Below are 12568 nucleotides of genomic sequence, written 5' to 3' on the forward strand. Positions count from 1 at the left end.
TTTTGTTCTCTCTGCCCGGCAGTCAGGGCCTGCCGGGTCACTGGTTTCGATGATCAGGCTGATGCGGTTTCGCTTTCGGCGGCCGCCCGCACCTTGCCTCGTTCGTGGAAGATGAAACCGATGCTGTTGAGCAGCAGTTGTGCGGCCAGGATCGAGGTCATGCCGGTCGGGTCGTAGACCGGAGCCACTTCCACCAGGTCCATGCCGACGATGTTGCCCTTGCTGCGCTTGGCCAGGGCCTGGATGATTTCCAGCACTTCGTAGTAGAGAAAGCCGCCGTGGCTCGGGGTGCCGGTGCCGGGGGCGATGGACGGGTCGAAACCGTCAATGTCGATGGTGATGTAGTAGTTGATGTTCTGCGGGATCAGCGCCAGCACGCCTTCGACGCCGAGACGACGCACGTCGCGCACCGAGAGGATTTTCGAGCCGGCTTCGTGGGCCGCTTCATAGTCATCACGGTTGGACGACGACACGTTGCGAATGCCCATTTGGGTCATGCCGACAATGTGGTTCATTTCCGAGGCGCGGCGCAGCGGGTTGCCGTGGCCATAGCGAACACCGTGGCGCTCGTCGACGAAATCCAGGTGCGCATCGAAGTGAATGATGTGGATCGGGCCACGGCCCTCGAAGGCCTTGATCACTGGTGCGTGCACCGAATGGTCGCCGCCGAGAACAACCGGCATGACACCAGCGTCGAGGATCTTGCGCACGGCGTATTCGGTGTTCTTGTTGCTGGTAGCCATGTCGGTGTGGACGATGTCGGCATCACCGACGTCAACCATGCGCACGTCCGATGCGGTGAGGTACATCACGTCATCTTCATGATCGTAGGCGCCGGCGTGGCCGAAGGAAAACAGCGTCGATGCTTCACGAATCCCGCGTGGTCCGAAGCGTGCGCCGGAGCGCCACTGGGTGCCCATGTCGTTGGGCACACCGAGCACCGCGACGTCGGCATCCAGTGCATCCCAATCGGTGCACACCGGGGATTTGCCAAAGGTGCAATGACCCACGAATGGCAGGTTCAGGCGACCGGATTCATAACCGTTGTTCGACATTTCTAGCCTCTCCACTTCTTGTTATCGGCTTGACGGACTGCAAGGCGACCGCCGTTGGAAAGACTATGGGCGCAGGTTTTCGTGGAAAAAATGCTAAACATCAGATACTCATATCGGCATTCCCGATGCATCCACATGCCGGAGGTTCAAGATGATCCAGCTGCACGACGTCGACCTGAAACTGCTCAGGGTGTTTGCCACGATTGTGCGCTGCGGTGGCTTCTCGGCCGCGCAGGCGGCGTTGAATGCCGGGCAGTCGACCATCAGCGAACAGATGACCCACCTGGAAACCCGTCTTGGGGTGAAACTCTGCCAGCGTGGGCGCAGCGGCTTTCGCCTGACCGAACAAGGGGTGGCGATTCATGAAGCCACCCAGCGCCTGCTGTCGGCGGTGGAAAACTTCTGCATGGACGCCGACGTGCTCAAGCAGCACATCAGCGGCAAGCTCAACCTGGGGATCATCGACACCACGATTACCGACCCCGACTCGCCGATTCCGCGCACCACACAGCGCTTCGTCTCCCGCGGGCATGACGTGCACCTGAACGTGTACGTCGGCACCCCGGCGGAACTCGAAGAACGGGTGCTCGACGGTCGCCTGCACCTGGCCATCGGGCACTTCCCGATCCATGTGCCGGGCCTGCTGCAATCACCGCTGTACCAGGAAGCGCTGGGTTTGTATTGCGGCCGGCGACACCCGTTGTTCGGCAGCCAGGCCGAGGGCGCCGAGCTGCTCGAAGAGGTCGGCGCGGGGCGCATCGTCGTGCGCGGCTACATGCAGCAATACGACCTGGAACACCTGGGTATCACCAAAGCGGCGGCCACCGTGGACAACATCGAGGCGTCGGCCATCCTGATCATCTCCGGCGCTTATGTGGGTTTCCTGCCGGAGCACTTCGCCAGCCAGTGGGTGAAAAGCGGCGAGATGCACCAACTGGCACCCGCAAGCCTGCGCCTGAAATCGCCGTTCGACGTGATCACCCGTCGCGGCACGGCACCACCGCCGATCCTCCAGGCGTTCCTGGAAGACCTGGCCGCCAGCGCCCGTAAAACCGGCCAGCTGTGATGTGACACTCGCCAAATTGAAAATTTGCCGGGCATACTGATTCGGTTCGCCAACCTTGCAGGCCCGTCATGCGCATCCACGTCACCTTCATCGACCGCGTCGGAATCACCCAGGAAGTGCTGGCCCTGCTCGGTGGACGCAGTTTCAATCTGGACGCCGTGGAGATGGTGCCGCCGAACGTCTACATCGATGCACCGACCCTCGGCGCCGAGGTGCTGGAGGAGTTGCGCGAGGCGCTTTTCGGTGTGCGCGGCGTGCAAGCGGTGACCATGGTCGACATCCTTCCGGGGCAACGCCGGCGCCTGCAACTGGACGCGTTGCTGGCAGCCAGTTCCGACCCGGTGCTGGCGGTGGATGACCGAGGTCATGTGCTGCTGGCCAACCCGGCGCTGATCGCCCTGTGCGGGCGCGAACCGGCCGGTGAATCGCTGACCGCGCTGTTCGACGATGCCGATTTGCAACGCACCTTGATCGCTCACCATTTCCGCCTGCCGATGCACGAGGTCAGCCTCGGTGGCCAGACCTTGCTCCTCGACGCGATGCCGATCACCGACGCCGGCGCCCTGCTCACCTTGTATCAACCCAATCGCATCGGTGAACGCCTGTCGGCACTGCACCATGACCATGCCGAAGGCTTCGATGCGCTGCTCGGCGAATCACCGCCGATCCGCGCGCTCAAGGCGCGTGCGCAAAGAGTGGCGGCCCTCGACGCGCCGCTGTTGATCCAGGGCGAAACAGGCACCGGCAAGGAGCTGGTGGCCCGCGCCTGCCACGCCATCAGCCCACGGCACGACGCGCCTTTTCTGGCCCTGAACTGCGCGGCACTGCCGGAGAGCCTGGCCGAAAGCGAGCTGTTCGGCTACGCCCCCGGCGCCTTCACCGGTGCGCAAAGGGGCGGCAAGCTCGGCCTGCTGGAACTGGCCGACCAGGGCACGGTGTTCCTCGATGAAGTCGGGGAAATGTCGCCGTACCTGCAAGCCAAGTTGCTGCGTTTTTTGAGCGATGGCTGCTTCCGTCGGGTCGGTGGCGATAAAGAGGTCCGGGTCAATGTGCGGGTGCTCAGCGCGACCCACCGCGACCTGGAAAAAATGGTCGCCGAAGGGCGTTTTCGCGAAGACCTGTTCTACCGTCTCAATGTGCTCAACCTGCAAGTACCGCCGCTGCGCGAGCGCGGTCACGACATCCTGTTGATGGCCAATCACTTCATGCAACAGGCCTGTGCGCAGATCCAGCGACCGGCGTGTCGTTTGGCACCGAGCACCTTCAGCGCCCTGCTCGGCAACCGCTGGCCGGGCAATGTGCGGCAATTGCAGAACGTGATCTTCCGTGCAGCGGCGATTTGCGAAAATCCGCTGGTGGACATCGACGATCTGGACATCGCCCGCACGGCGGTAGAGCGGCAGAACGACGGCGAAGTCGGTAGCCTGGAAGAGGCCGTTGGCGACTTTGAGAAGAACCTGCTGGAACAGCTTTATCGCAGCTATCCGTCCAGTCGGTTGCTGGCGGCACGACTGCAGACATCCCATAGCGCCATCGCGATTCGCCTGCGCAAGTACGGGATTCCCAATAAACCCTGAACCTGGCTCGGTCAAAAATGTGGGAGCGGGCTTGCTCGCGAAAGCGGTCGGTCAGACAACATCGATATTGGCTGCGATGACGCCTTCGCGAGCAAGCCCGCTCCCACAGGGGCTCAGTGTTGTTGCCGAGCTCTCCGTCTTCAAATCGATACAGCGTAGCGAAATCAAGACAAAACCTTTCCCACCCACAATTACGGCGTCCGCACCCACAGCCCGGGTTTCCTGTATTCATTTCAATACAGCCGGAATCTCCAACGCCTTACAGAATCACTTCAAGCCATTGATTTAAAACAAATAAAAAACATTGGCACCACCCTTGCTATCACTCCTCCAACCCCGCTCGTCGCCCCGCCACGAGCCTTAAAACAATAAGGAGTTGAGATGAGCGAATTGCGTTTTACCGTCGATCACGAATGGCTGCGCCTTGAGAGCAATGGCCTGGTCACCGTCGGCATCACGGCGTTTGCCCAGCAGGCGCTGGGGGATGTGGTATTCGTTCAGGTGCCTGAGCTGGGCGCCTTCGATGCAGGCGCTGAAGTGTCGGTGCTGGAATCGGTGAAAGCCGCCAGCAGTATCGGCATGCCGCTGGACGGTGAAGTGGTCGAGATCAACGCGACACTGGAGAACACCCCGGAACTGGTCAACGAAGACCCATTGGGCGAAGGCTGGTTCTTTCGCTTCAAACCGGTCGATGTCCAGGCGTTGAGCGATCTACTGGATCAAGACGCCTATGAACGCCTGACCGCAGAACACGCCGACGCTTGAAGCCCCCTACGCATTTCCCGAATCCGAAAAAGGACCACACCATGTTCAGCAAGCACGACCAGATCAAAGGCTATGACGACGAACTGCTGGCGGCGATGAACGCCGAGGATGCACGGCAGGAACACCATATCGAACTGATCGCCTCGGAGAACTACACCAGCCAGCGGGTGATGCAAGCCCAGGGCAGCGGCCTGACCAACAAGTACGCCGAAGGCTATCCGGGCAAGCGTTATTACGGCGGTTGCGAGCACGTCGATGTGGTCGAGCAATTGGCCATCGACCGCGCCAGGCAGCTGTTCGGCGCCGATTATGCCAACGTCCAGCCGCACTCCGGCAGCCAGGCCAACGCGGCGGTTTATCTGGCCCTGCTGCAAGCCGGCGACACCGTGCTCGGCATGAGCCTGGCCCACGGCGGTCACCTGACCCACGGCGCCAAGGTGAGTTTTTCCGGCAAGCTGTACAACGCCGTGCAATACGGCATCGACACCACCACGGGCCTGATCGATTACGACGAAGTCGAGCGCCTGGCTGTCGAGCACAAGCCGAAGATGATCATCGCCGGGTTCTCGGCCTATTCGAAGACCCTGGACTTCCCGCGCTTCCGTCAGATCGCGGACAAGGTCGGCGCGTACTTTTTCGTCGACATGGCCCACGTCGCCGGCCTGGTGGCGACCGGTCTGTACCCCAATCCCCTGCCCTACGCCGACGTGGTCACCACCACCACCCACAAGACCCTGCGCGGCCCCCGTGGCGGTCTGATTCTGGCCAAAGCCAATCCGGAACTGGAGAAGAAGCTCAACGCCGCGGTGTTCCCAGGTGGTCAGGGTGGCCCGCTGATGCACGTGATCGCCGCCAAGGCCGTGTGCTTCAAGGAAGCGCTGGAGCCGGCATTCAAGACCTATCAGTCGCAGGTGACCCGCAACGCCCAGGCCATGGCGCAGGTGTTTATCGAGCGTGGTTATGACGTGGTGTCCGGCGGCACCGACAACCATCTGTTCCTGGTCAGCCTGATCCGCCAGGGCCTGACCGGCAAGGACGCCGACGCCGCCCTCGGTCGCGCCGGCATCACCGTGAACAAGAACGCCGTGCCCAACGATCCGCAATCGCCGTTCGTGACCTCCGGCCTGCGCATCGGTACCCCGGCGATCACCAGCCGTGGCTTCAAGGAGGCGCAGAGCATTGCCCTGGCCGGCTGGATCTGCGACATCCTCGACCACCTTGGCGATGCCGATATCGAAGCCAATGTCGCACGGCAGGCTGCCGCCCTGTGCGCGGACTTCCCGGTCTACCGCGACTGACCACACAACACAAAACCCCTTGTGGGAGCGGGCTTGCTCGCGAAGGCGGTGTGTCAGTCAACATTAATTTCAACTGACACTCCCTCTTCGCGAGCAAGCCCGCTCCCACAGGTTTCGTGCCCATTGCTGCAAAAGGAAAGCATCATGAACGCCATTGTCGAGTCGACCGGCAACAGCCCGGCCAAAGTGGAGGTCGGCACCAAACTGCGCGGTGCGCAAAAGGTTGCGCGGATTCCGGTGAAGATCATTCCCGCGGATGAATTCCCGCGCAAACCCGACTGGATTCGCGTGCGCATGCCGATCTCTCCCGAGGTCGACCGCATCAAGCAACTGTTGCGCAAGCACAAGCTGCACAGCGTCTGCGAAGAGGCGTCCTGCCCTAACCTGGGCGAGTGCTTCTCCGGTGGCACCGCGACCTTCATGATCATGGGCGACATCTGCACCCGTCGCTGTCCGTTCTGCGATGTCGGCCATGGCCGGCCCAAGCCGCTGGACGCCAACGAGCCGATGAACCTGGCCGTGGCCATCGCCGAGCTGCGCCTGAAGTACGTGGTGATCACCTCGGTGGACCGTGACGATTTGCGCGATGGCGGCGCCCAGCACTTTGTCGATTGCCTGCGCGAGATCCGCAAGCTGTCGCCCGGCATTCAACTGGAAACCCTGGTGCCGGATTATCGCGGACGCATGGACGTGGCCCTGGCGATCACCGCCCATGAGCCGCCGGATGTGTTCAACCACAACCTGGAAACGGTACCGCGCCTGTACAAGGCCGCGCGGCCGGGTTCGGACTTCGAGTGGTCGCTGGACCTGCTGCAGAAATTCAAGCAGATGATGCCGCACATTCCGACCAAGTCCGGCCTGATGCTGGGTCTGGGCGAGACCGACGAAGAAGTCATCGAAGTCATGCAGCGCATGCGCGAGCACGACATCGACATGCTGACCCTCGGTCAGTATCTGCAACCGTCCCGCAGTCACTTGCCGGTACAGCGCTTCGTGCACCCGGACACCTTTGCCTGGTTTGCCGAAGAAGGCACGCGCATGGGTTTCAAGAACGTGGCGTCCGGGCCGCTGGTGCGTTCGTCCTATCACGCCGATCAACAACTTCATGGAGGTACGGACGGTTTCAAGCCATGATGGAATGACTGGTCATGCATGGAGCCGTTCCCGATGTCGCGTTCACCCTGTCTGATGTTGCTGTGCCTGAGCCTTGCCACGCCGTGCATGGCCGACGAGTCGAAACCCGGGCACATGGTGTATGTGCGCAGCGTCGACCCGGGCATCGCGCAGGACATCCGCTACGCCAGCGCGCACAACTTCACCGGGCACCCGCTCGACGGCTACCAGGCGGCAGAGTGCCTGCTGTCGGAGGATGCGGCGAAGGCGTTAGCCCGAGTGCAAAACTCACTGAAAGCCGAAGGCTACGGCTTGAAGGTATTCGACTGCTATCGCCCGACCCGCGCGGTGGCGGACATGGGACGCTTCGCCAGCGAACCCGGCGACCCGCTCAAGACCGAGTTCTATCCACGGGTCGACAAGCAGGACTTCTGGCGCCTGGGTTATGTGGCCCGGGTGTCCAATCACTCCCGAGGCAACACCGTCGACCTGACCCTGACCGGCCCTGACGCCCTGCCCGCCGACACCTGGACACCTTCGGCGATACCGGCAGATTGCACCGCCCCCTACGGCGAGCGCTGGCACGACGGCGCGCTCGACATGGGCACCGGTTTCGATTGCTTCGATGAGCGGGCGCACACCGACTCGGCGCTGATCAACGCCACGGCCAAGGCCAATCGCCAGCGGCTGACCAGTGCCATGGCCAAGGAAGGCTTTGTGGGTTATTCGGCCGAGTGGTGGCACTTCACGTACAGCGGGAATCCGCCGAAGCCGGACGTCATGAACTTCCCCATCACGCCGCTCGCACCATGAACATTCTCTTCAAGACCCTGTTGGTGGCGTTTTTTCCGCTGGCCGCCATGGCCCAGGGACTCGACGGCAGTGACCAACTGATCGTGGTCACCAGTAAAGGCTGGGATGACATCCAGGGTACTGCCCAGCGCTATGAACGGCACGGGCAGACCTTGCAGAAATTCGAAGCGCCCTTTGCAGTGGTGCTCGGCAAGAATGGCATGGGCTGGGGCAAGGGCCAACTCAACCCCGGGCGACCTGAAGGGCCGATCAAAAAGGAAGGCGACGGCAAGGCGCCGGCCGGGATGTTCAGCCTGGGCACGGCGTTTGGCTACGAGCCTTCGGCCAATACCCGCCTGCCCTACCTGGCGCTGACAGCGACCATCGAATGTGTGGACGACAGCCAGTCGGCTCGCTACAACGAGCTGGTCGACAGCTCGGTCATTGCAAGAGACTGGAACAGTTCCGAACGCATGCGCCGCAGCGATGACTTGTATCGCCAGGGCATTTTCATCCGGCACAACACCCTGGCCACTCCCGCTGCCGGATCATGCATTTTCTTCCACATCTGGCGTGGACCCACGGCGCCGACCCGTGGCTGTACGGCCATGGACCCGGCGGATATCGCGCGGTTGTTCAACTGGTTGGACCCGGGAAAATCCCCGATGCTGGTGCAACTGCCCGAAGCGCAGTACGAACAGTTGCGCCAGCGCTGGGAACTTCCCGAACGCGAGTAAACGCTGAACCCTGTGGCGAGGGGGCTTGTCGGAACGCCGCATCGCCCCGTTGGGGCACGAAGTGCACCCAAAAAAGGGACTGCTACGCAGTCCAACGGGGGCAAGCCCCCTCGCCACAAATGCGGGAATTAACCCCGCTCAACCACTACGCCACTCATCGACGGCTTGGCCAGCGCGTAATAAATCACACCCGGCACCAGCAGCCCGACGATCCAGGAGATATCCACGCCGCCCAGTTGTGCAACCATCGGCCCGGAGTAGAAATGGGTGTCGACAAAGGGCAACTGGATCAATACGCCGATCACGTACACGCAGATCCCCAGCACGTTCCAGCGACCGTAGCGCCCGTTCGGGTCGGACAACGCAGGAATGTCGTAACGTTCCTTGTTGATGAAGTAGTAATCCACCAGGTTGATCGCGCTCCAGGGGGTGAAGAACGTCAGCAAGAACAGGATGAAGTACTTGAACGAGTTGAGGAACGAGTACTGCCCCAGCAATGCCAGCGCGGTGGACGCCGCGACGATCAGCAGCACAAACAGCATGCGCTGGCGGGCGGTGATTTCCAGGCGACGACGAAAGCCGCTGATGATGGTGGCGATGCACATGAAACTGCCATAGGCGTTGAGGGTGGACACCGTGACCTTGCCGAACACAATGCTCAGGTACAGCAAGGACGCGATCACACCGCTACTGCCCAGGCCGACAATGGTCGCCACTTCGTGCCCACGGAAATTCGCCCCGGCCAGTGCGGCGGCGAACACCCCCAGCACCATCGAAGTCTGGGCCCCCAGCACGGTGCCAAGGCCCACGGCGGCGAAGGTTTTCCACGATGAGGTCTTGCTCGGCAGGTAACGTGAGTAGTCCGCCACGTAGGGGCCGAAGGCGATCTGCCAGGATGCCGAGAGCGAAACCGCCAGCAGGAAGGTGCTCCAGCCAAAATGACGATTGTCGAGCAGCAAGCCGATGTCGTTGAGGGTCATCAACCGGGTGAACAGGTAGGCGAACGCGATGATCCCCAGCACGCTGGCCACCCGCCCGACCAAGTGAATCACCCGATAACCGAAGATCGTCAGGAACGCGATGCACGCGGCGAAAATCAGGATGCCGGCGCTGTCGCTGACGCTGATCAATTGCGCAATCGCCTGCCCCGACAGCACCGCGCCGGTGGCGCTGAAACCGAGGTACATCAGGCACACCAGCACAATCGGGATTGCCGCGCCATACACCCCGAACTGCACTCGGCTGGAGATCATTTGCGGCAGTCCGAGCTTCGGACCTTGCGCCGCGTGCAGCGCCACTACGGCACCACCCAGCACCTGCCCGATCAGCAAGCCGATCAGTGACCAGAACACATCGCCGCCCAGCACCACGGCGAGAGCGCCGGTGACGATGGCGGTGATCTGCAGGTTGGCGCCGAGCCACAAGGTGAACTGGCTATAGAGGCTGCCGTGACGCTCAGCCTCGGGAATGAAATCGATCGAGCGAGTCTCGATCAGCGGACTTCGTTGCGCACTCATGACGATGTTTCCTTTGAGGAACTGTTTTTGTTGTCAGGGTTGGAAGTTAGAACGTCTTGGTTGCACTGGCTACAACCGTTGCAGAGCAGAGGTCGTCATAGCCGTACCAACTGGCGCACTCGCTTTTCGACAAGTCCGTGTCGATATAGCTCAGGCCCCAGGTGACGCCGACGAAGTCGCGGGTCAGCTTGGCTTCCCACTCGTAGTAAGACTCACGGCTATCGCCATTGGCGGACCAGAACGCGGGGTCATTTACATCGTTGCGCCCAAAGCGCAGGTCCAGGCCGACTTCGGCCGGCAAATCGATTTTGTAGCCCAGGTAGGTGTAAAGAGTGTCCTGGTCCTCGCCGAAGAAGTTCGGCGTGTCCTTGGAGTAATAGGCACCCAGCTTCACGCCGTACAGGTCGAGGACGGCGTAGACCTCGCTGAGGTTGAAGTCGGAATTCTTCGGGTAGTCGTACTTGATGTAGCCCAGATCCAGGCTGATGGCATCCGTCGCCTGCCAGTAATAACCGGCGTAGTACTCAAGCTCCTGGCGGGTATCGAAGCCGCCGCCGAAATCGACGTTGGAGGTCCAGGCTCCGATGTACAGGCCGCTGCTGTGCAACAGCGTTGCGCCGCCCTGTACTGCCGGATCGCCCAGGGTTTGCGAGATGCCCCGGGTGCGGTAATCGCTGACCACGCCCAGGGTCATGTCCAGGCTGAAATCATCGTTGAGGGTCAGGGCCTGGCTGCTCAGGGGGATCAATGCCAGTGTCGCGAGGGTCAATGCTGAAAGTGCGTTCATACAATTCTCTTGTTGTTATGGCGTACGGGAATTTCAGGCATGGCGATGCCAGGCCCCTCGCGCTACGAGGGGCTGGCGGTTTTTGCGTGTGCTGGGTGTACGCAGGTCAGGACGCGGGGGCGTAGACCTGCTTGCCGGCGAAGAAGGTGTTCAGGACTTTGGTTTCGAACAGTTCGTCATCGCTGACTTTGAACACATCGCGGTCGAGGATGATCAGGTCGGCCTGCTTGCCCGGTGCCAGCGAACCGATCTGCTGATCCAGGCGCAGGGTTTTCGCCGCGTTGATGGTGTAGGCGTAGAACATGGTCTGGCGGTCGATGCTTTCCTTGGCATTGAGTACACCCAACGGCCCCTTGCGCGTGCTGGCCTGAGCAATGGCGTTGAACGGATTGGCGCTCGACACCGGCCAGTCGCTGCCACCGGCAATCGTCGCGCCGGCGTTATGCAAGGACCGCGCGGGATACTGGTAACCGTAGGCAAAGGCGCTGATGTAAGGCTTGACCAGCTCGACGGTGTAGGACTCGCCAGTGGCCCACAGCAGCTGCATCGAGGCAATCACGCCCAGTTGCTTGAAGCGCGCAAACTCCTTGGGATTGACCAGTTGCAGGTGCGCGATGCTGTGGGGCACAGGTGTCGGGCTGAGCTTGCGCGCATACGCCACGCCATTGAGCGCTTCACGCACCGCGCGGTCGCCGACGGCATGCATGTGCACGATCCAGCCGCGTTTTTCCGCTGCCACCACCAGTTCGCCAAAGTGCGCCGGGTCGGTCAGCAGCTGACCGTCCTTGTGGCTGTTCTTGTACGGCACGACGACCGCCGCTGTTTGCCCCGGGAATTCGAGAATGCCGTCGACAAACACCTTGACGCCGGGGAACGTCAGGTTAGGCACACCCTCGAACTGTTTCATTACTGTGGCGATCACCTCCAGGTCGGCAGGTTTGCTCTTCGGATTGGTGACCATCAGCGCGGCGACGTGGGCACTGAGTTCGCCGTTCTGCGCCAGTTCCTTGTACAGCGGCAGCACGCCGACACTTTCGGCGGTGGCATGGAAATCGAACAGCGAATCCTCACTGCCGCCGTTCGCCGCCGCGTCCATCCAGGCGGTGACGCCGAATTGATTGTTGATCTTCACCGCCTCGCGAGCGGCCTTGAGCATGGCCTCCGGGCTGGGCGCCGGAATCCCGTTACGCACCACGTCCCAGCGGGATTCGGCAAAGTAGCCGTTAGGGGTGAAGTCCGCTTCATGGCCGATGTAACCGCGTTCCTTTTCCGGCAGGCTCTTGACCAGCGCCGCGTCGATGTCCAGGCGCTTGAGCATCGCGTTGTTGGCCCAACCGGTGTGCCCGTCGATGCCACTGAAGACAATCGGTTGGTCCGCCCAGCGTCCCTGGTTGAACACCTTGCCCAGTTCACGGCTTTTCTCCCAGTAAGCCGAACTGACCCCGGCCACGCTGATCACATCACCGGCGCGCGCGCGTCCAGCCTTGTCTTCCTCGATCAACCATTGCTCCAGTTCCGGCAAGGGTTTGACCTCGTCCAGCAGGTTGGCCTTCATGCTGTCGAAAGCGCCTACCACCGGGTGGCTGTGGGTGTCGATCATGCCCGGCATCAACACTTTGCCCGCCAAGTCGATGCGCTGGGTCTTGGCATCGGCCAGGGCATTGATTTCGGCATCGCTGCCCACTTTCAGAATTTTGCCGTCTTGCACCGCAACAGCCTGCACCAGCGCCTGGCCGGGTTCGGCGGTGAACACTTTGCCGTTGAACAACACCAGGTCAGCGGCGGCCATCGCCTGTACCGAGGACAATGCCAGCGCGGCGGCCAACAGGTTTGGAATGAATCGCATTGGAACGCTCTCTAG

11 protein-coding genes are annotated in these 12568 nt (G+C 61.6%); 7 read left to right on the forward strand and 4 right to left on the reverse strand.

Annotation, left to right across the window (positions count from 1 at the left end; all coding sequences use genetic code 11):
* Positions 1–53: 53 nt before the first annotated feature.
* Positions 54–1055 (reverse strand): agmatinase, encoded by a 1002-nt coding sequence (gene speB, locus PspS34_RS17590; protein WP_057714206.1) that lies wholly within the window; start codon positions 1053–1055, stop codon positions 54–56.
* 151 nt (positions 1056–1206) lie between these two features.
* Here speB and PspS34_RS17595 point away from each other — a divergent pair, with 151 nt between their 5' ends.
* The 7 genes from PspS34_RS17595 (at position 1207) to PspS34_RS17625 (ending at position 8403) form a co-directional block, all read left to right on the forward strand.
* On the forward strand, positions 1207–2121 hold the full coding sequence (locus PspS34_RS17595) for a LysR family transcriptional regulator (RefSeq protein WP_150814723.1): 915 nt from the start codon (positions 1207–1209) through the stop codon (positions 2119–2121).
* Positions 2122–2189: 68 nt separating this feature from the next.
* The gene (locus tag PspS34_RS17600; RefSeq protein WP_150814724.1) at positions 2190–3698 is read left to right on the forward strand and encodes a sigma-54-dependent transcriptional regulator; all 1509 of its coding nucleotides are present in this window, start codon (positions 2190–2192) and stop codon (positions 3696–3698) included.
* Positions 3699–4079: 381 nt separating this feature from the next.
* Entirely contained in the window at positions 4080–4463 is a 384-nt protein-coding gene (gcvH, locus tag PspS34_RS17605) for a glycine cleavage system protein GcvH (protein WP_057714203.1), read from the forward strand.
* A gap of 41 nt (positions 4464–4504) precedes the next feature.
* The gene (gene glyA / locus PspS34_RS17610) at positions 4505–5761 is read left to right on the forward strand and encodes a serine hydroxymethyltransferase (RefSeq protein ID WP_154861327.1); all 1257 of its coding nucleotides are present in this window, start codon (positions 4505–4507) and stop codon (positions 5759–5761) included.
* A gap of 144 nt (positions 5762–5905) precedes the next feature.
* On the forward strand, positions 5906–6895 hold the full coding sequence (lipA, locus tag PspS34_RS17615) for a lipoyl synthase (protein WP_154861328.1): 990 nt from the start codon (positions 5906–5908) through the stop codon (positions 6893–6895).
* Positions 6896–6928: 33 nt separating this feature from the next.
* Entirely contained in the window at positions 6929–7687 is a 759-nt protein-coding gene (locus PspS34_RS17620; RefSeq protein WP_154861329.1) for a M15 family metallopeptidase, read from the forward strand.
* Positions 7684–8403, forward strand: coding sequence for a L,D-transpeptidase family protein (locus PspS34_RS17625; RefSeq protein WP_154861330.1), 720 nt, complete (start codon positions 7684–7686; stop codon positions 8401–8403). Before PspS34_RS17620 ends, PspS34_RS17625 begins: the two co-directional genes overlap by 4 nt.
* A gap of 128 nt (positions 8404–8531) precedes the next feature.
* Here the strand turns inward: PspS34_RS17625 and PspS34_RS17630 are convergent, their stop codons facing one another.
* From PspS34_RS17630 to PspS34_RS17640, 3 genes are all read right to left on the reverse strand, one after another.
* On the reverse strand, positions 8532–9920 hold the full coding sequence (locus PspS34_RS17630; RefSeq protein ID WP_154861331.1) for a cytosine permease: 1389 nt from the start codon (positions 9918–9920) through the stop codon (positions 8532–8534).
* Between the two features lie 46 nt (positions 9921–9966).
* A complete protein-coding gene (locus PspS34_RS17635; RefSeq protein ID WP_150814730.1) occupies positions 9967–10707 on the reverse strand; it encodes a TorF family putative porin in 741 nt (246 codons plus the stop codon).
* A gap of 106 nt (positions 10708–10813) precedes the next feature.
* Positions 10814–12553, reverse strand: coding sequence for an amidohydrolase (locus tag PspS34_RS17640; protein ID WP_150814731.1), 1740 nt, complete (start codon positions 12551–12553; stop codon positions 10814–10816).
* Positions 12554–12568: the final 15 nt, after the last annotated feature.

Origin of the sequence: Pseudomonas sp. S34 (genome assembly GCF_009866745.1) — a bacterium.
In the GTDB taxonomy this organism is placed as follows: Bacteria; Pseudomonadota; Gammaproteobacteria; order Pseudomonadales; family Pseudomonadaceae; genus Aquipseudomonas; species Aquipseudomonas jessenii.